The sequence below is a fragment of the Sulfitobacter faviae genome, from assembly GCF_029870955.1.
Lineage (GTDB): Bacteria > Pseudomonadota > Alphaproteobacteria > Rhodobacterales > Rhodobacteraceae > Sulfitobacter > Sulfitobacter faviae.
This window is the reverse complement of record NZ_PGFQ01000001.1, coordinates 997,165-1,015,422: the sequence shown is the minus strand read 5'-3', so window position 1 is coordinate 1,015,422 and position 18,258 is coordinate 997,165. Positions and strand designations below refer to the sequence as shown.

Genomic DNA, 18,258 nt, shown 5'->3' with positions numbered 1-18,258 from the left:
GGCTTGGGATACGTGATGGATATGGAGGTCCGCGAAGGATGCGCAAGGTATTGATCTGTTTTGCCTTTATTTTAGGCAGCGCGGCGCAGGCCGAGGAGGTGGTGATTGCAGCGCTCGGCGACAGCCTGACCCAAGGCTACGGGCTGCCCGCCGAGGAGGGGTTCGTGCCGCAATTGCAAGACTGGCTGGATGCCGAGGGTGTCGAAGCCAAGATCCTCAACGCCGGCGTGTCGGGCGATACCACCGCTGGCGGGCTGGCGCGGGTCGACTGGACCCTGACGCCCGAGGTGGACGCGATGATCGTGACGCTGGGGGCAACGACATGCTGCGCGGGTTGGACCCGGCGCAGGCGCGCGGCAACATCGACGGCATCCTTGCCGCTGCGGAAAAGGCGGAGGTGGAGGTGCTCTTGGTCGGCATGAGCGCGCCGGGCAACTATGGGGCGGGCTATAAGGCGGATTTCGAAGGGCTCTACCCCGATTTGGCCGAGGCTTACGGCACGCTGTTCTACCCGGACTTCTTTACCGGCCTGCTGGCCGAGGAAAAGAATGCCGCCAGCGCGCGGAGCGAGACGGTGCAGCGCTATCTCCAAGGCGACGGCATCCACCCCAATGCCGAAGGCGTGGCGTTGATCGTGGAAGACATCGGCCCGGCGGTGGCAGAGCTTGCCGCCCGCGCCGCCGAGCGCCGCTAACAAAAACGGACGCCGCAGCGTCCGTTTCGATCCTCGTGATGTGGCCCGTTCAGGCCAGCGCGATGTTGCTCGCGCTTTCGCGGCCATCGCGGCCCGCTTCGACGTCAAAGCTGACCTTTTGGTTGTCGGCCAGCCCGGTCAGCCCTGCACGCTCCACTGCGGAAATATGGACAAAGATGTCTTTGCCGCCCGCGTCCGGTGCAATGAAGCCGTAGCCTTTTGTCGTGTTGAACCATTTTACGGTGCCAGTAGCCATGCCCCGTGTCTCCCTCTCTTTGATCTGCCCGCAACATGCGGCAGCGCGGCTCGGTCGAATTCGTGATCGCTGGAGCCTTAGGGCAGCCGGGTCGAAAAGTCTTCGCGTCGCAGTTGTGATATTGGAATCTCTATTTTTAAAATCAAGGATTTTTACGGGGCGAAGGGGCGCAAGCAAGGAAGCGCCCATGAAATATAACCTGCCTGTTACAAAACTGGCAGGCATCTCGGGATTTTCCGGAAGGCGCGCTTTTCAAAAATTTACCAGTTGATAAAAAAATGATTCCATGAGAGCGTTTTCAAAACACCAAGAAAACGACAGGGATTTTGATATGGCACGAGATGTGTTTGAGCCGGGGATCGTTCCGGGGCGGTTAGAACCGCAGAGCTATGCCGAGGGGTTTTCGGATCTTCATCCGCCCTTGGACGAACATGAGGCGCTGGTCGCGGCGGACCGCTGTTACTTTTGCCACGACGCGCCCTGCATGACGGCCTGCCCGACCGACATCGACATTCCGCTCTTTATCCGGCAGATCGCCACCGGCACGCCCGATGCGGCGGCCAAGACGATCCTGAGCCAGAACATCCTCGGCGGCATGTGCGCACGGGTCTGCCCGACAGAGACGCTTTGCGAAGAGGTTTGTGTGCGCGAGGTGGCCGAGGGCAAGCCGGTGTTGATCGGCCAGTTGCAGCGCTATGCGACGGATCATTTGATGGCGCAGGGCGTGCATCCGTTTGAACGGGCCGCAGCCACGGGCAAGCGCATCGCCGTTGTCGGCGCAGGGCCAGCGGGTCTGTCCTGCGCGCACCGTCTGGCGATGCTGGGCCACGATGTTGAGATCATCGACGCGCGGCCCAAGCCCGGCGGGCTGAACGAATATGGCATCGCGGCCTATAAGACCCGAACGGCTTCGCGCAGGCCGAGGTGGATTGGCTGATGCAGATCGGCGGGATCACCTTCCGGCATGAGGTTGCCGTGGGCCGGGATGTCACTCTCGATGAGCTGAAGGCCGATTACGATGCGGTTTTCCTCGGGATGGGGCTGGTCGGCGTCAATGCCCTCGGGGCCGAGGGCGAGGATAAGGCCGGGGTTGCCAATGCGGTCGATTTCATCGCCGAACTGCGGCAAGCCAGCGATATCTCCGGCGTGCCGATTGGCCGCGACGTGGTGGTGATCGGCGGCGGGATGACGGCGGTGGACGCGGCGGTGCAGGCGAAACTGCTGGGCGCGCTCAATGTGACGCTGGTCTATCGCCGCGGGCGCGACCGGATGAATGCAAGCGTGTTCGAGCAAGACCTCGCCGCCTCCAAGGGGGTGCGGATCGTGACCCATGCGGTGCCGATTGCCGTGCATGGCAATGGATCGGTGCGTGAGATCGAGTTTGAATATGTCGATGAGGCGATGAAGGGCACCGGCCAAACCCTGCGCCTGCAAGCGGATCAGGTGTTCAAGGCCATCGGTCAGACGCTGTTGGGCGAGGGGCTGCCCGAACTCGACGGGCGCAAGATCAAGGTCGACGGCACCGGGCGCACCAGCCTCGACGGGGTCTGGGCCGGGGGCGACTGCACCAGCGGCGGCGATGACCTGACGGTGACCGCCGTGGCGGAGGGCCGCGACGCGGCGATGGACATTCACACCACATTGATGGGGGCGGCGGGCTGAGGCCGCGCCGAGAGGGAGAAACAAAATGGCTGATCTGAGAAGCGACTTCATCGGGATCAAATCCCCCAACCCGTTCTGGCTGGCCTCCGCCCCGCCAACGGACAAGGAATACAATGTGCGCCGCGCCTATGAGGCAGGCTGGGGCGGGGTGGTCTGGAAGACCCTTGGCTCCGAAGGGCCGCCGGTGGTCAACGTGAACGGCCCGCGCTACGGCGCGATCTGGGGCGCGGATCGGCGGCTTCTGGGGCTCAACAACATCGAGCTCATCACCGACCGCCCGCTGGAGGTGAACCTGCGCGAGATGAAAGCGGTGAAACGCGACTACCCCGACCGCGCGCTCATCGCCTCGATCATGGTGCCCTGCGAGGAGGAGGCGTGGAAAGCGATCCTGCCGCATGTGGAAGAAACCGGCGCCGACGGGATCGAGCTGAACTTCGGCTGCCCGCATGGCATGGCTGAGCGCGGCATGGGCTCTGCCGTGGGGCAGGTACCGGAATACATCGAGATGGTCACCCGCTGGTGCAAGATGTACACCCGCATGCCGGTGATCGTGAAGTTGACGCCCAACATCACCAACGTGATCTACCCTGCCGAGGCCGCCAAGCGCGGCGGCGCGGATGCGGTGAGCCTGATCAATACGATCAATTCGATCACCTCGGTCGATCTGGACCTCTTCGCGCCCGAGCCCACGATCGACGGCAAGGGCACCCACGGCGGCTATTGCGGCCCGGCGGTCAAACCCATCGCGCTCAACATGGTGGCCGAGATCGCCCGAAACCCTGAGACCCACGGTCTGCCGATCAGCGGCATCGGCGGCGTCACCACATGGCGCGACGCGGCAGAGTTTCTGGCCCTTGGCGCGGGCAATGTGCAGGTCTGTACTGCGGCGATGACCTATGGCTTCAAGGTGGTGCAAGAGATGATCTCGGGCCTGTCGGAATATATGGACGAGAAGGGGCTGAACTCGGTCGACCAACTGGTGGGCCGCGCGGTGCCGAACGTGACCGACTGGAACCAGTTGAACCTGAACTACGTCGCCAAGGCGAAGATCGACCAAGACCTCTGCATCTCCTGTGGGCGTTGCTTTGCGGCTTGCGAGGACACCAGCCACCAAGCCATCGCCATGTCCGAAGACCGCACCTTTACCGTGATCGAAGAGGAATGCGTCGCTTGCAACCTCTGCGTCAATGTCTGCCCGGTCGAAGACTGCATCTCGATGGAGGAACTGGCGGCGGGCACCACCGACCTGCGCACGGGCAAGACGGTGACGCCGGACTATGCCAATTGGACCACGCACCCCAATAACCCCTCCGTCCACGCGGTCGAACCGGCGGAGTAAGACAAGACCCCCCGCGCCCCGCGTTCAGGACTTTCTGCGGGGCGGGGCGGCGGTATCGGCAGCGGGGGGCGGTATCTCTGCCACCTCCCGCCGCGCCACGATCAGCGCCATTGCCGCATCCCGGGCCATCTTTTCGCGGGTGACGGGCGGCGCGCCCTCTGGTTCATCGGACGCTGCCGGATTTGCGCCCTTCGCATCCCGCGCAGCCCCTGCGCCCTTTATATCGCCTACATTCATCACTCCCCCTTTACCTTGGAAGGAGCCCACACCCGCCAGTCAGACTGGGTGTCATGTGTTAACGGGGGATTAAACGCAGGGCGCCACTGGCCGCTATGGTTAACCGTTTGGCGCTGGCGCGGGCTGGTCCAAAAGCGCGCCGAACATCGCCTGAAGATGGGCCTGCGCGCGGGGGCGGGGGTCGGTCTCGGCACCGAGCAGGATTTGCGCCTGCGCCTCGAAATCCGCGTAGTGCTGGGTCGTCGCCCAGATCGAGAATATCAGGTGCTGCGGGTCCAGCGCGGGCAGTTTTCCCGCCGCCACCCAGCCCGCGATCACGGCGCATTTCTCATCGAACAGGGGTTTGAGATGGCTGTGCAATTCCGGCTCGATCCGCGGGGCACCTTGCAGGATTTCATTGGCGAAAAGACGGCTCTCGCGCGGCAATTCGCGCGACATGGTCAGCTTGCGTTCGACATAGTCCAAAATCTCGCGCCGGGGGTCGCCTTCGGGGTCCAGTTCCACCAGCGGGTCGAGCCATGTTTCCATCAGCTGCGACAGCAAAGTGACGTGAATGTCTTCTTTGCCATTGAAGTAATAGAGAATATTCGGTTTGCTCAGCCCAGCCTCGGCGGCGATCTGATCCAGCGTGGCACCCCGGTAGCCGTGTTTGGAAAAGACTTCGAGCGCGGCATCCAGAATCACCCGGCGGTTGCGCTGCTGGATGCGGCTGGGTTTCTTGGCGGTGCTTTCGGGCAAGGCAATGATCCTTGGTGCTGCTAAAAAAGGCGTTTGCCGGATCGGCGGCGGGTTGTTTCAAACCAGTTCTTGACAGAGCCTAACCTAATCGCAATCGTGGATTTACCAAATGGTAAAAAAACAACACGGCCCAAGCCGATGACAGAGGAGTGACCTATGCCCGCGCCCGGAGAGAACCTCAAGATTGATCCCGACCGTCTGTGGGATTCCTTGATGGAAATGGCCAAGATTGGCCCCGGCGTGGCGGGGGCAACAACCGCCAGACGCTGACGGACGAAGACGCCGAGGGCCGCGCGCTGTTCCAAAAGTGGTGCGAAGCGGCAGGCTGTACCATGGGGCTCGACCAGATGGGCAATATGTTCGCCCAGCGGGAGGGCACCGACCCCGATGCGCTTCCGGTCTATGTGGGCAGCCACCTCGACACTCAGCCGACCGGCGGGAAATACGATGGCATCCTTGGCGTGCTCGGCGGGTTGGAGATCATCCGCACGATGAACGATCTGGGCATCAAGACCAAACACCCGATCGTCGTGACCAACTTCACCAACGAAGAAGGCACCCGTTACGCCCCCGCGATGCTGTCGTCGGGGGTTTTTGCTGGCATTCACACGCAGGATTGGGCCTATGACCGCACCGACGCCGAGGGCAAGCGCTTTGGCGACGAGCTGCAGCGCATCGGCTGGCGCGGCGAAGAGGAAGTCGGCAAGCGCAAGATGCATGCCTTCTTCGAGTTGCACATCGAACAGGGCCCGATTTTGGAGGCCGAGGGCAAGGACATCGGCGTCGTGACCCACGGGCAGGGCTTAAGTTGGACGCAGGTGACGATCACCGGCAAGGACAGCCACACCGGCTCCACCCCCATGCCAATGCGCCGCGACGCGGGGCTGGGCATGGCGCGGGTGTTGGAGAAGGTGAACGAGATCGCGCTCAGCCACGCGCCTCATGCGGTCGGCGCGGCGGGCCATATCGAGGTCTATCCGAACTCGCGCAATGTGATCCCCGGCAAGACGGTCTTTACCGTCGATTTCCGGTCGCCCGAACTGTCGGTCATCGAGGATATGGAGGCCCGTCTGCGTGAAGAGGGTCAAAAGATCGCCGACGATATGGATGTGCAGATCGAATTTGAAAAGGTCGGCGGCTTTGATCCCGTGGCCTTTGACGAGGGTTGCGTGACGGCTGTGCGCAACGCCGCCGAACGGCTGGGCTACAGCCATATGAACCTGATCTCTGGCGCGGGCCACGATGCCTGCTGGATCAACCGCGTGGCCCCCACGGCGATGGTGATGTGCCCCTGTGTCGATGGTCTAAGCCATAACGAGGCAGAGGAAATCACCAAGGATTGGGCCAAGGCGGGGGCGGATGTGCTGCTCCATGCGGTGCTGGAGACAGCGGAAATAGAGGGCTGAACACGCGGGCGGAGGTCTGGGGTGCTGCCCCGGCCCCCCGACGTGATTGGCCAGAAAAGATGGGGAGAGAAAGATGAGCAAGGTAATCAAGGGTGGCATGGTCTGCACGGCGGACCGGACGTGGAAAGCCGACGTGCTGATCGAGGGAGAGAAGATTAAGCGCATCGGCGAGGACCTTACGGGTGACGAATACATCGACGCGGAAGGCGCCTATGTGATCCCCGGCGGGATTGATCCGCATACGCATCTAGAGATGCCCTTCATGGGCACCACGGCGGCTGAGACCTTTGAGTCCGGCACATGGGCCGCGGCGGTGGGTGGCACCACGATGGTGGTCGACTTCTGCCTGCCCGGCGCGAATGGCAGTATCAAGAACGCGATCAACGAATGGCACCGCAAGTCGGCGCCGCAGATCTGCTCGGACATCGGCTATCACATGGCCGTCACCGGCTGGGACGAGACCGTCTTTAACGAGATGAAAGACGCGGTCGACATGGGGGTGAACAGCTTCAAGCACTTCATGGCCTACAAGGGCGCGCTGATGATCGAGGATGACGAGATGTTCGCCTCCTTCAAGCGCTGTGCCGAGTTGGGCGCGCTGCCGATGGTCCATGCCGAGAACGGCGATCTGGTGGCCGAGTTGCAGCAGAAGTATTTCGATCAGGGCATCACCGGGCCGGAGGGCCACGCCTATTCCCGCCCGCCGGAGCTCGAGGGCGAGGCCGCGAACCGCGCCATCACCATCGCCGATACGGCGGGCGTGCCGCTTTATATCGTGCATGTGTCTTGCGAGCAGACCCATGAGGCAATCCGCCGGGCGCGGCAGAAGGGGATGCGGGTTTACGGCGAGCCGTTGATCCAGTTCCTGACGCTGGACGAGTCTGAGTATTTCAACACCGATTGGGACCATGCCGCGCGCCGCGTCATGTCGCCGCCGTTCCGCTCGAAAGACCATCAAGACAGCCTCTGGGCCGGTTTGCAATCGGGCAGCCTACAGGTGGTGGCGACCGACCACGCCGCCTTTTCGACCGAGCAGAAACGCGCGGGGCGTGACGATTTCCGGATCATTCCCAACGGCTCGAACGGGCTGGAGGAGCGTCTTGCGGTGCTCTGGACCGAAGGGGTGGAAACGGGCCGCCTGACCCCGAACGAGTTCGTCGCCACGACCTCGACCAATATCGCCAAGATCCTGAACATCTATCCGCAGAAGGGTGCCATCGTCGAAGGGGCGGATGCCGATATCGTGGTCTGGGACCCGAAGATCACCAAGACGATCAGCCCGGCGAACCATCATTCGGTGCTGGATTACAACGTCTTTGAGGGCTTCGAGGTCAAGGCGCAGAGCCGCTATACCCTGAGCCGCGGCGAGGTGATCTGGGCTTGGGGTCAGAACAGCCAGCCGCAGCCCGGCCGGGGCCGTTTCGTGCCGCGCCCGGCCTTCCCGAGCGCCAACGTCGCCCTCAGCAAATGGAAGGAACTCAACAGCCCCAAGATGATCAAGCGCGATCCTCTCAACATTCCGGCGGGGATCTGAGCCATGTAGAGCCGCCACGACAACCAGGTAAAGTGCCGCGCTAAAAGCGGCCGACCAACAGGGAAGTAAAATACGTGAATGACAGCCAGAGCGTGATCAGCGCCAGCAATCTTGACCTGACCTTTCAAACCAATGACGGGCCGGTCCACGCGTTGAAAGACGTGAACCTCGAGATCCACAAGGGAGATTTCGTCAGTTTCATCGGCCCCTCGGGCTGCGGCAAGACGACCTTTCTGAGGGTCATGGCCGACCTCGAGCAGCCCACGGGCGGCAGCGTGACCATCAACGGTGTCTCGCCCGAGGAAGCGCGTAAATCGCGGGCCTATGGTTACGTCTTTCAGGCGGCAGGGCTTTACCCATGGCGCACCATCGGCGGCAACATCCGTCTGCCGCTGGAGATCATGGGCGTGCCCCGGGCCGAGCAGGATCAGCGGGTGAAACGGGTGCTCGACCTTGTGGAGCTTTCGGGGTTCGAGAAGAAGTTTCCCTGGCAGCTTTCGGGCGGGATGCAGCAGCGTGCCTCCATCGCGCGGGCGCTGTCCTTCGATGCCGACATCCTGCTGATGGACGAACCTTTCGGCGCGCTGGACGAGATCGTGCGCGACCACCTCAACGAGCAGCTCTTGAAGCTCTGGGCGCGGACCGAAAAGACCATTGCCTTCGTCACCCATTCGATCCCCGAGGCGGTGTATCTCAGCACCAAGATCGTGGTGATGAGCCCGCGCCCGGGACGGATCGCCGACGTGATCGAAAGCCCGCTGCCGCGCGAACGGCCTTTGGAGATTCGCGAGACGCCGGAATTCCTCGAGATCGCGCACCGCGTGCGCGAGGGGCTGCGCGCCGGGCATGGGGACGATTGATGCGTAACATTATCCCCGTTCTCACGGTCGTGGGTCTGTTGATCGTCATCTGGTATGGCGCGGCTGTCGCGCTCAACGCGCAATGGGCGCGGGATGTCGCGGCACGCGCCGACAAGACGCTGACATTCTCGGAATTGGTGGCCGACACCTGGTCGCAGGAGAAACCGAAACTGCCGGCGCCGCATCAGGTCGGCGCGGAACTGTGGAAGACCACGGTGGAGAAAAAGGTCACCTCGAAACGCTCGCTGATCTACCACACGTGGGTTACCTTCAGCGCGACCTTTCTGGGCTTCGTCATGGGCACCGCGCTTGGCACGCTTCTCGCCGTCGGCATCGTGTTCAACCGCACGATGGACATGAGCGTGATGCCTTGGGTGATCGCCAGCCAAACGATTCCGATCCTCGCCATCGCGCCGATGATCATCGTGGTGCTGAATGCCGTGGGCCTTTCGGGCCTGCTGCCCAAGGCGATCATCAGCATGTATCTGTCGTTCTTCCCGGTGGTCGTGGGCATGGTGAAGGGGCTGCGCAGCCCCGACCAGATGCAGCTTGACCAGATGCGGACATGGAACGCGAGCGGCTGGCAGACCTTCTGGAAACTGCGGCTGCCGTCCTCGATGCCTTATTTCTTCACCTCGCTGAAGGTGGGGGTCGCGGCCTCGCTGGTGGGTGCGATCGTGGGCGAGATGCCGACGGGGGCTGTCGCGGGCCTTGGCGCGCGCTTGCTGGCGGGCAGCTACTACGGCCAGACCGTGCAGATCTGGAGCGCGCTTCTGATGGCGGCAGCCCTTGCGGCGGCCATGGTGGGGCTTATCGGGCTGGTGCAGCGGCTGACCTTGAAACGGATGGGGATGGCGTGATGGGCTGGGTTGTTTTTGCCATCGTCGCATGGGTCGCGGGCCTGTCGCTCAACGTCTGGCTGGCGCGGCAGCGGCCCTCGCGGGGCGCGTCACTAGCGGCACCGCTGGTCTTTGGCATCACGCTGATTGCCGTTTGGGAGGGCGTGGTGCGCGGGTTCGAGATTAACCAAGTGCTGCTGCCTGCGCCCTCGGTCATCGCGGCGCGCATGGCCACGTCGCTCGATATCCTGTGGATCGACTTCGTGCAGACCGTCATCAAGGGGGCGCTGAGCGGCTATATCATCGGCTGCGGCGCGGCTTTCCTGACGGCGCTGGCGATTGACCGCTTTCCGTTCTTGCAACGCGGCCTTTTGCCGGTGGGCAACTTCGTCGCCGCGCTGCCGATCATCGGGATGGCGCCGATCATGGTGATGTGGTTCGGCTTCGGCTGGCAGTCCAAGGCGGCGATTGTCGTGGTCATGGTGTTCTTCCCAATGCTGGTGAACACGGTGCAGGGGCTGCAGGCCAGCGACGCGATGCAGCGCGACCTGATGCGCACCTATGCGGCGGGCTATTGGCGCACGCTTGTGAAGCTGCGGCTGCCGGCGGCGATGCCCTTTGTCTTCAACGGGTTGAAGATCGGCACCACCCTTGCCCTCATTGGCGCCATCGTTGCTGAATTCTTCGGCTCTCCGGTGCTGGGGATGGGCTTTCGCATCTCCACCTCGGTGGGTCAGCTTGCGCTTGATCTGGTCTGGGCCGAGATTGTTGTCGCGGCAATAGCCGGATCGGCGTTCTATGGTATCATGGCCCTTATCGAAGGACGGGTGACCTTCTGGCACCCCAGCCAAAGGAACTAGAGACGACCAACCAACAGGGAGATAAAAATGAAAAGCATCACGAAGATCGCCGCCGGGGCGGCCTTGGGCCTCTGGGGGGGCGTGGCGCAGGCCGCCGACGACCTGACGCTACAGCTCAAATGGGTCACGCAGGCCCAGTTCGCGGGCTACTATGTGGCCAAGGACAAGGGTTTCTACGAAGAAGAGGGGCTCGACGTCACGATCAAGCCCGGCGGGCCGGACATCGCGCCGGTGCAAGTGCTCTTGGGCGGCGGGGCCGACGTGATGGTGGACTGGCTGCCCTCGGCGCTGGCCGCGCGGGAGAAGGGCGCGCCCATCGTCAACATCGCACAGCCCTTCGCGAAATCCGGCCTGATGCTCACCTGCCTTAAGGAACATGGCATCGAAAGCCCCGAGGATTTCCCCGGCCACACGCTGGGCACATGGTTCTTCGGCAACGAGATCCCGCTGATGAGTTGGATGGGCAAGCTGGGCTATCCGACCGATGGCTCCGACGGTGGGGTGACGATCCAGAAGATCAACTTCAACGTCGATCCCCTGCTGCAAAAGCAGGTCGAATGCGCCACCACCATGACCTACAACGAATATTGGCAGGTGATCGACGCAGGGCTGACGCCCGAGGATCTGGTGGTCTTCAAATATGAGGACGAAGGCATCTCCACGCTGGAGGACGGCCTTTATACCACCGAGGAGAACCTCGAAGACCCCGAGATGGTCGACAAGCTGGCGCGGTTCGTCCGGGCCTCCATGAAAGGCTGGAAATACGCCGAGGAGAATGTCGAGGAAGCCGCCGAGATCGTGCTGGAAAATGACCAGACCGGCGCCCAGACCGAAAAGCACCAGACCCGCATGATGGGCGAGATCGCCAAGCTGACCGAGGGCAGCGACGGGCGGCTGGACGAGGCGGCCTTTGATCGCAGTGCGGCGATCACCATGGAAGGTGGCATGATCACCAAGGCGCCTGAGGGTGCTTGGACCCATGAGATTACGGACAAGGCGCTCCAGTAAGCTTTGGCGTCTATGATGAGGGAAGGGGCCGGCGCTGCGCTGGCCCTTTTTCTTGGTGGGAAGGGCCAGCGCCTGCACGCGGGTCGGCGATCCGACGGAGCCTCGTGCCACTTTATGGTTCAGCCGTGATGCGCCTTCGCAATGGCGCACCCGAACTCACTAAATCGCCTACCCGTCCGGGCGGGCAGGCGTTGGCCCGGTGCCTGCGGCTTGATTCCGGGCCGGGTGTTGTCGAAAGGGGCCTTAGAGCACCGTGACCTTCGTCCCAATCGGCACCCGCTGGTAGAGGTCGATCACATGCTCGTTCAGCATCCGGATACAGCCGTTCGACACGGACCGCCCGATGGAGTTCGGCTGCGTTGTGCCGTGGATGCGGAAATAGGTGTCCCGCCCGTTCTGGAACAGGTAGAGCGCCCGCGCGCCCAAGGGGTTGCCGGGGCCGCCGGGCTGGGCGTCGGTGTTGCCGATGAAACGTTTGTAGGCTTGCGGATCGCGTTCGATCATCTCATTGGTTGGCCGCCATGTGGGCCATTCCTTTTTCACGTCGATGGTCGCGGTGCCGGTGAACTCCAGCCCCGCTTTGCCGACGCCCACGCCATAGCGCATCGCTTGGCCCGGCGACGTCACGAAATAGAGGTAATGGCTCCGCGGCAGGATCAGCAATTGCCCGGGCGCATATTGCGCCTTGACCGGGACCATCTGCGGGGCAGGGTCATAGGCGGCGGTGCGGGCCTGCGCCATCAGGGGAAGGGCGGCTGCGGCCACGGTGCTGGTCAAAAAGGTACGGCGGCGCATGGCAGGCTCCATCAAAATAATGCGGTTTCCCCGCATTTTGCCATGAGAGGCTATTTTAGCAAGGCTCGACACAAAAAAACCGACCTGCCGGTGTCAGCAGGTCGGTTCGAATTCTTGCATCAAGGCCGAAGCCCCCGGGCCTTAGGCCAGCGCGAGGTTGGTCGCGGATTCACGGCCGTCACGGCCAGCTTCGATGTCGAAGGTCACTTTCTGGTTGTCGGCCAGGCCGGTCAGGCCAGCGCGCTCAACAGCGGAAATGTGCACGAAAACGTCTTTGCTGCCGCCGTCGGGTGCGATGAAGCCGAAGCCTTTAGTTGTGTTGAACCATTTTACGGTGCCAGTGGCCATATCCGTAGTCTCCATATTGATGCCATCCGCGTTGGTGCGATGGCCCGGCGTGGTTGGTCTGGATCGATAGACTGAGCGCCGTATGAGGGAGACAGTGGGTCGAAAAAGATAACGTCTGCACCGTCTATATTGCACTCGGGGGGATTCGTTCAAGGGGCATCGCATTTTGGCGGGTTTGGGCGCGCTTCGCCGCGTGGTTTTCGGCAAATTCCCGCCACGAAGTTTCGTGAACCCCATGTTTTGCGGGAAACACGCCAAATCGCACCGTCCCGAGTTTGCCGCAAACCGGTCTCATTACTGCCCGGCGCAGATGGTTTTTTGCCAGAAAGCCCTAAGTGCGCCTGCCAGCGCCCCCATGTGGAGTAACGAGACATGATGCGTATCCTTGCCGTAGACGATGACCCGGTCATCCTTGATCTGCTCACAGGTTGCCTGACCGAGAATGACAATTACGAGCTGACTTGCTGCGAAAGCTCGGAAGAAGCGCTGGAGATCATGCAGGAGTCGAACCGGCCCTTCGATTCCTTCCTGCTTGATATCATGATGCCGGGCATCAACGGGATCAGCCTGTGCGAGATGATCCGCGATGTGCCCTTTTACCGCGCCGTGCCGATCATCATGATCACCGCCAGCAAAGAGCCTGCGATGATGCAGCGGGCCTTTGACGCGGGTGCCACGGATTTCCTTTGTAAACCGTTGGATGGTGTCGAACTCAGCGCGCGGATCAATGCCGCCAGCATGCTCAACGCGTCTCTGCTGCGCGAGCGCGAGGCGCAGCATACGCTGGCCGAGTTGACGCAGATGATGCAGATCCGCTTTGACGAGGATTTCGATCTCGATGTCTCGGCCTGTAGCAACGTCTCCGCGCTTGAGAATTACCTGCTGCGCCTGCCAAGCGGCTGTTTCTCGATGAGCCTGTTTTCGATCTCGGTCGAGGGGGCGCGCGGCATCTATCGCGCGGTCAAGGCGCCGGCCTTCCGCCGCCAGATGGAGCAGGTGGCCCGCGCTTCGGTGCATTCGCTGGAGGGCATGCGTTTTCATCTGGCCTATGCGGGCAGCGGGCGTTTCATCGGCGTGGTGATGAGCCGCGCACGGTTGAACACGGCCTCTATGGCCGAACGGATGCGCGAGCATCTGGAGAAGAACTGGGACGGCAAGGGCATGAACGGCGGGCTGGCCCGTCCTTGCAGGTGCATTCGGTGACCGAACAGCGCCTTTGGTCGGGTCTGTCGGCAAGCAATAAGCTGCGCGAATATCTGCAAAGCTGGGATCCACTGCACGGTCTGGTGCGGCATGATGAGGATAACCTCTTTGCCCAGCTGGAAACGGCGATCGACGACGAACGCTGAGGGCTGGAGCCTTTGAGGGGATAGACCCGTCCGCATTGCGGGCGGGTTTTTGCGTTAAAGGTAAGCGTAAGGGCATCGCCCTCCCTGGGGGGCGATCCGCTACCGCGCTGTTTGGCAGGGCGCTGCAAGATGTGGAGGTCTGGCAAGCTGTTGTAGCGTCGCTAAATCGCCCTCCGGGGGGAGGGAGGGCGATGCCCGGCGTGCCACCGGGCGGGGCTGTTGCGGCGTCGCGCAAAGAAAAAAGGGCGCCGGAAATCCGACGCCCTCCAAATTGCTAAGTCGCAATCCTTACCGCGCGAACTTCTTGTGCTTCAGGCGCTTCGGCTCCAGCGCATCGGCACCCAGACGGCGCTTCTTGTCTTCTTCGTAGTCCTCGAAGTTGCCTTCGAACCATTCCACATGCGCTTCGCCCTCAAACGCCAGAATATGAGTACAAATCCGGTCGAGGAAGAAACGGTCGTGCGAGATGACCACGGCGCAGCCCGCGAAATCCACCAACGCGTCTTCGAGCGCCCGCAGCGTCTCCACGTCCAGGTCGTTGGTCGGTTCGTCCAAGAGCAGCACGTTGCCGCCCTCTTTCAGCAGCCGCGCCATATGCACGCGGTTGCGCTCACCGCCCGACAACAAGCCCACTTTCTTTTGCTGGTCGCCGCCCTTGAAGTTGAAGGACGAGCAATAGGCGCGGGAGTTCACCTCGGCATCGCCGAGCTTGATCAGCTCCGCCCCGCCGGAGATCGCCTGCCAGACAGTGTCTTCGGGGTTCAGGTCGTCCCGGCTCTGGTCGACGTAGGACAACTCAACCGTGTCGCCGTATTCGATGCTGCCCTCGTCGGGTTTCTCGTGCCCGGTCAGCATCTTGAAGAGCGTGGATTTACCCGCGCCGTTGGGGCCGATCACACCAACGATGCCACCCGGCGGCAGCGAGAAGTCGAGCCCGTCGATCAACTGCTTATCGCCCATGTGCTTCTTCAGGCCCTCGACCTCGATCACCTTGTTACCGAGGCGCGGACCGTTAGGGATGACGATCTGGGCGCGGGAAAGCTTTTCGCGCTCGGACTGTTCTGCCATCTCGTTATAGGCCGCGATACGGGCCTTGGATTTCGCCTGGCGCGCCTTGGCACCCTGACGCATCCATTCGAGTTCGCGCTCCAGCGTCTTCTGCTTGGACTTGTCTTCGCGGGCTTCCTGGGCCAGCCGCTTGGCCTTCTGCTCCAGCCAGTCGGAGTAGTTGCCCTCGTAAGGAATGCCGCGGCCGCGGTCGAGTTCGAGGATCCAGCCGGTGATGTCGTCGAGGAAGTAGCGGTCGTGGGTCACGCAGAGGATGGTGCCCTTATAGTCGATCAGGTGCTGCTGCAGCCAAGCGATGGTCTCGGCGTCGAGGTGGTTGGTCGGTTCATCGAGCAGCAGCATGTCGGGCGCTTCGAGAAGCAGCTTGCAGAGCGCCACGCGGCGCGCCTCACCGCCCGAGAGGTTTTCCGGCATCGCGTCGTCTGGCGGGCAGCGCAGCGCTTCCATCGAGACGTCGATCTGGCTGTCGAGGTCCCAGAGGTTCTGCGCGTCGATGTCGTCTTGCAGCTTGGCCATCTCCTCGGCGGTCTCATCTGAGTAGTTCATCGCCAATTCGTTGTAACGGTCGAGGATGGCCTTCTTCTCGGCCACGCCCTCCATCACGTTTTCGCGGACGGTTTTTTCGGGGTCGAGCTTCGGCTCCTGCGGGAGGTAGCCGACCTTGGCGCCCTCGGCGGCCCATGCCTCGCCCGAGAAATCCTTGTCGAGCCCGGCCATGATCTTGAGCAGGGTGGATTTACCCGCGCCGTTGACGCCGACGACACCGATCTTCACGCCGGGGAGGAAGTTCAGGTGGATGTTTTCGAATGTCTTCTTGCCCCGGGATAGGTCTTGGAGACGCCGGACATGTGATAGACGTATTGATAGGCGGCCATTGGAGAATCCTTGCAACGCGTTTTGGGGTTTGCAGTCCAATATCGCCCGGGCGGGGCAATATCAAACACTCTGTACCGCGCAGGCACCTTGCCTGGCGGCGGTTTGCGTGGCGCGCCCGTGGCGCGCGCAGGCGGCATGGCTGGGCAGGCTATTGGATGGTTTTGCAAGGGTTTGGCAGGCGATCCGCGTAGTCGATCGGTGAAATCCGGTCGACTTTTCTGCCGTTTTCGCGCTAGAATTTATTCAATCTGCGGTTGGACGGTAAAAACCGCCTACCGCAGAGTAGGGAGGTTGAAGGCGGTTCTCGCCGTTCGCGGTGCGCCGGTTTCAGCGCAACAACAGGGAAATACTCATGACAAAATCCACCATCGTTGTGGGTCTGGACGGGTCGGAGGCCGGCGCGCGAGCCTTGGCGTTTGCCCAGTCACAGGCCAAACAGATCGGGGATTGTTCGATCACCGTTTGCTTTGTGATCGAATGGTCGCCTTTCACCTTTCAGACCAAGGAAGAGAACGAGCAGCGCCACAAGCGGCGCGAACAGGAGTTGCAGCGCGCCCATGACGTGGTGCTCGACCCTGCCGTGGCCGAGGCAAAGGCCGCCGGTGTCGAGGTCGAGGGACTCGTGCGGCATGGCGACGTGGCCGATATCCTCGAAGCGGTGGCCAAGAAGCGCGGCGCGGTTCAGATCGTCGTCGGGCGGGTTGGTGAGCGGGGCCTCAAGCGGCTCTTTGGTGGAGTGACGGGCCGGTTGGTCGCGGGCTCCAGCGTGCCGGTCACGATCATTCCCTGAAAGGAAACGCCATGTACAAGTTACTGACCTTTGCGATGGCGGCCTTTGCGTCATTGCTGCCGGGCCTTGCCGCCGCGCAAGAGGCTGCGGGCATCGACCAACGTATCAACCAGATCTTTGCCGATTACACCGGCTGGTATGTGTCATTCATCTTTGCCCCGCTGCCGGGGACGAATTTCTCTTGGATCGCGCTGTGGCTCGTCGTAGGGGCCGTGGTCTTCACCGTCTATTTTGGGGCCATCCAGCTCAAAGGGTTCTGGCATTCGATCCAGCTTGTGAAGGGGGATTACTCCGATCCCGACGACGCGGGCGAGGTGAGCCACTTTCAGGCGCTGGCGACGGCGCTGTCGGGCACCGTGGGTCTGGGCAATATCGCGGGCGTCGCGGTGGCGGTCAGCATCGGCGGTCCGGGGGCGACCTTCTGGATGGTGATCGCGGGTCTGTTCGGCATGGCGACCAAGTTCACCGAATGTACGCTTGGTGTGAAGTACCGCAATGAATTCCCGACGGCCATGTCTCGGGCGGGCCGATGTATTACATCGTCAAAGGCTTCTCCGAGCGGGGCCTGCCGCTGGGGGGCTTCATGGCGGTGCTGTTCTCGATCTTCACCATCCTCGGCGCGCTTGGCGGCGGCAATATGTTCCAAGCCAACCAAGCCCATGCCCAGCTTGCGGGTGTCTTGGGGGACTATCCGGGCTGGATCACCGGGGTGGTCCTTGCGGGCGTGACCTTTGCGGTGATCGCGGGCGGTCTGAAATCCATCGCGCGGGTGACTGAAAAGATCGTGCCTTTCATGGGCATCTTCTATGTGCTGGTCTCGATCCTGATCCTGATTATCAACTGGGATATGATCGGCTGGGCCTTCGGGCAGATCTTCATGGGCGCCTTCACCGGCCTTGGCGTGGTCGGCGGCTTTACCGGCGCGCTGATCCAGGGTTTCCGCCGCGCGGCGTTTTCCAACGAGGCGGGCATCGGTTCGGCGGCCATCGCCCACTCGGCGGTGCGCACCAAGGAGCCGGTGACCGAAGGTTACGTGGCCCTTTTGGAGCCCTTCATCGACACGGTGGTGATCTGCACCATGACCGCACTAGTCATCGTGATCAGCGGCGTGCTCAACCAAGACCCGGAAACCGGTCTCTACATCTGGAACGCCGAGGCGGGCCGGATCGCGACTGAGGGCGACGTGAGTGGCGTGGCACTGACCTCGGCGGCCTATGCGCGGGCCTTCTCGTGGTTCCCGGTGCTCTTGATGGTGGCGGTGGTGCTCTTTGCCTTCTCGACCATGATCAGCTGGTCCTACTACGGGCTCAAGGCATGGACCTATCTCTTTGGCGAGGGGGCGGCGAAGGAGCTGACCTTTAAGGTGATCTTCTGCCTCTTCATCGTGATCGGCGCGGCGGCGAGCCTTGGGCCGGTGATCGACTTCAGCGATGCGATGCTCTTCTCCATGGCGATCGTGAACATCATCGCGCTCTACTTCCTGATGCCGATCGTGAAGCGGGAGCTGAACAGCTATGTCGCGCGGCTGCGCTCGGGCGAGATCGTGAAGCACAAGTAAGGGCTTCGCATTGACAAAGGGCTGCAATGCCCCTCCTTTGG

14 protein-coding genes and 5 pseudogenes are annotated in these 18,258 nt (G+C 62.2%); 13 read left to right on the top strand and 6 right to left on the bottom strand.

Annotated elements, in window-relative coordinates; genetic code table 11:
- Positions 1-38: 38 nt before the first annotated feature.
- Positions 39-694, top strand: a pseudogene (locus tag CUR85_RS05290) (arylesterase).
- 49 nt (positions 695-743) lie between these two features.
- Here CUR85_RS05290 and CUR85_RS05285 read toward each other — a convergent pair.
- The gene (locus CUR85_RS05285) at positions 744-950 is read right to left on the bottom strand and encodes a cold-shock protein (RefSeq protein WP_067265254.1); all 207 of its coding nucleotides are present in this window, start codon (positions 948-950) and stop codon (positions 744-746) included.
- A 331-nt stretch (positions 951-1,281) separates the two neighbouring features.
- Here CUR85_RS05285 and CUR85_RS05280 point away from each other — a divergent pair.
- Both CUR85_RS05280 and preA read left to right on the top strand, forming a co-directional pair.
- Positions 1,282-2,612, top strand: a pseudogene (locus CUR85_RS05280) (NAD(P)-dependent oxidoreductase).
- A gap of 25 nt (positions 2,613-2,637) precedes the next feature.
- Positions 2,638-3,951 carry an NAD-dependent dihydropyrimidine dehydrogenase subunit PreA gene (gene preA / locus CUR85_RS05275; RefSeq protein WP_067265250.1) on the top strand — a complete coding sequence of 438 codons (1,314 nt, stop codon included), beginning with the start codon at positions 2,638-2,640 and terminating at the stop codon, positions 3,949-3,951.
- A 24-nt stretch (positions 3,952-3,975) separates the two neighbouring features.
- Here preA and CUR85_RS05270 read toward each other — a convergent pair whose 3' ends face one another.
- On the bottom strand, positions 3,976-4,188 hold the full coding sequence (locus CUR85_RS05270; protein ID WP_067265247.1) for a hypothetical protein: 213 nt from the start codon (positions 4,186-4,188) through the stop codon (positions 3,976-3,978).
- A gap of 99 nt (positions 4,189-4,287) precedes the next feature.
- The gene (locus CUR85_RS05265; RefSeq protein ID WP_067265245.1) at positions 4,288-4,926 is read right to left on the bottom strand and encodes a TetR family transcriptional regulator C-terminal domain-containing protein; all 639 of its coding nucleotides are present in this window, start codon (positions 4,924-4,926) and stop codon (positions 4,288-4,290) included.
- A 156-nt stretch (positions 4,927-5,082) separates the two neighbouring features.
- Between CUR85_RS05265 and CUR85_RS05260 the strand changes: the two are divergent.
- From CUR85_RS05260 to CUR85_RS05235, 6 genes and pseudogenes are all read left to right on the top strand, one after another.
- Positions 5,083-6,332, top strand: a pseudogene (locus tag CUR85_RS05260) (Zn-dependent hydrolase).
- 73 nt (positions 6,333-6,405) lie between these two features.
- Positions 6,406-7,866, top strand: a complete 1,461-nt coding sequence (hydA, locus tag CUR85_RS05255) for a dihydropyrimidinase (RefSeq protein ID WP_067265239.1) — start codon at positions 6,406-6,408, stop codon at positions 7,864-7,866.
- 74 nt (positions 7,867-7,940) lie between these two features.
- Entirely contained in the window at positions 7,941-8,726 is a 786-nt protein-coding gene (locus tag CUR85_RS05250; protein ID WP_067265237.1) for an ABC transporter ATP-binding protein, read from the top strand.
- On the top strand, positions 8,726-9,586 hold the full coding sequence (locus CUR85_RS05245; protein ID WP_197470916.1) for an ABC transporter permease: 861 nt from the start codon (positions 8,726-8,728) through the stop codon (positions 9,584-9,586). The genes CUR85_RS05250 and CUR85_RS05245 overlap by 1 nt, the downstream gene beginning before the upstream one ends.
- Complete coding sequence (locus CUR85_RS05240; protein ID WP_067265231.1) at positions 9,586-10,425, top strand: ABC transporter permease; 840 nt, start codon at positions 9,586-9,588, stop codon at positions 10,423-10,425. The genes CUR85_RS05245 and CUR85_RS05240 overlap by 1 nt, the downstream gene beginning before the upstream one ends.
- Positions 10,426-10,452: 27 nt before the next feature.
- Positions 10,453-11,433: an ABC transporter substrate-binding protein gene (locus tag CUR85_RS05235; RefSeq protein ID WP_067265228.1), complete on the top strand. Its 981-nt coding sequence runs from the start codon at positions 10,453-10,455 to the stop codon at positions 11,431-11,433.
- A 243-nt stretch (positions 11,434-11,676) separates the two neighbouring features.
- Here the strand turns inward: CUR85_RS05235 and CUR85_RS05230 are convergent, their stop codons facing one another.
- Both CUR85_RS05230 and CUR85_RS05225 read right to left on the bottom strand, forming a co-directional pair.
- On the bottom strand, positions 11,677-12,228 hold the full coding sequence (locus tag CUR85_RS05230; RefSeq protein ID WP_067265327.1) for a L,D-transpeptidase: 552 nt from the start codon (positions 12,226-12,228) through the stop codon (positions 11,677-11,679).
- A gap of 141 nt (positions 12,229-12,369) precedes the next feature.
- Positions 12,370-12,576: a cold-shock protein gene (locus tag CUR85_RS05225; protein WP_067265226.1), complete on the bottom strand. Its 207-nt coding sequence runs from the start codon at positions 12,574-12,576 to the stop codon at positions 12,370-12,372.
- 372 nt (positions 12,577-12,948) lie between these two features.
- Between CUR85_RS05225 and CUR85_RS05220 the strand changes: the two genes are divergently transcribed.
- Together CUR85_RS05220 and CUR85_RS05215 are read left to right on the top strand one after the other, a co-directional pair.
- Positions 12,949-13,779 carry a response regulator gene (locus tag CUR85_RS05220; RefSeq protein WP_280322073.1) on the top strand — a complete coding sequence of 277 codons (831 nt, stop codon included), beginning with the start codon at positions 12,949-12,951 and terminating at the stop codon, positions 13,777-13,779.
- A complete protein-coding gene (locus CUR85_RS05215) occupies positions 13,776-13,925 on the top strand; it encodes a hypothetical protein (protein WP_280322071.1) in 150 nt (49 codons plus the stop codon). Before CUR85_RS05220 ends, CUR85_RS05215 begins: the two co-directional genes overlap by 4 nt.
- A gap of 288 nt (positions 13,926-14,213) precedes the next feature.
- On the opposite strand, the pseudogene ettA reads toward CUR85_RS05215, so the two are convergent.
- Positions 14,214-15,868 (bottom strand): annotated as a pseudogene (gene ettA / locus CUR85_RS05210) (energy-dependent translational throttle protein EttA).
- A gap of 353 nt (positions 15,869-16,221) precedes the next feature.
- Between ettA and CUR85_RS05205 the strand changes: the two are divergent.
- A complete protein-coding gene (locus CUR85_RS05205) occupies positions 16,222-16,659 on the top strand; it encodes a universal stress protein (protein ID WP_067265219.1) in 438 nt (145 codons plus the stop codon).
- 11 nt (positions 16,660-16,670) lie between these two features.
- A pseudogene (locus CUR85_RS05200) lies at positions 16,671-18,217 on the top strand (alanine/glycine:cation symporter family protein).
- Positions 18,218-18,258: the final 41 nt, after the last annotated feature.

Bases quoted from the DNA above. Each gene is read 5' to 3' on its own strand.
- CUR85_RS05225 (WP_067265226.1), bottom strand. From the start codon at position 12,576: ATGGCCACTGGCACCGTAAAATGGTTCAACACAACTAAAGGCTTCGGC.
- preA (WP_067265250.1), top strand. From the start codon at position 2,638: ATGGCTGATCTGAGAAGCGACTTCATCGGGATCAAATCCCCCAACCCG.
- CUR85_RS05285 (WP_067265254.1), bottom strand. From the start codon at position 950: ATGGCTACTGGCACCGTAAAATGGTTCAACACGACAAAAGGCTACGGC.
- CUR85_RS05220 (WP_280322073.1), top strand. From the start codon at position 12,949: ATGATGCGTATCCTTGCCGTAGACGATGACCCGGTCATCCTTGATCTG.
- CUR85_RS05230 (WP_067265327.1), bottom strand. From the start codon at position 12,228: ATGCGCCGCCGTACCTTTTTGACCAGCACCGTGGCCGCAGCCGCCCTT.
- CUR85_RS05235 (WP_067265228.1), top strand. From the start codon at position 10,453: ATGAAAAGCATCACGAAGATCGCCGCCGGGGCGGCCTTGGGCCTCTGG.
- CUR85_RS05240 (WP_067265231.1), top strand. From the start codon at position 9,586: ATGGGCTGGGTTGTTTTTGCCATCGTCGCATGGGTCGCGGGCCTGTCG.
- hydA (WP_067265239.1), top strand. From the start codon at position 6,406: ATGAGCAAGGTAATCAAGGGTGGCATGGTCTGCACGGCGGACCGGACG.
- CUR85_RS05205 (WP_067265219.1), top strand. From the start codon at position 16,222: ATGACAAAATCCACCATCGTTGTGGGTCTGGACGGGTCGGAGGCCGGC.
- CUR85_RS05270 (WP_067265247.1), bottom strand. From the start codon at position 4,188: ATGAATGTAGGCGATATAAAGGGCGCAGGGGCTGCGCGGGATGCGAAG.
- CUR85_RS05245 (WP_197470916.1), top strand. From the start codon at position 8,726: ATGCGTAACATTATCCCCGTTCTCACGGTCGTGGGTCTGTTGATCGTC.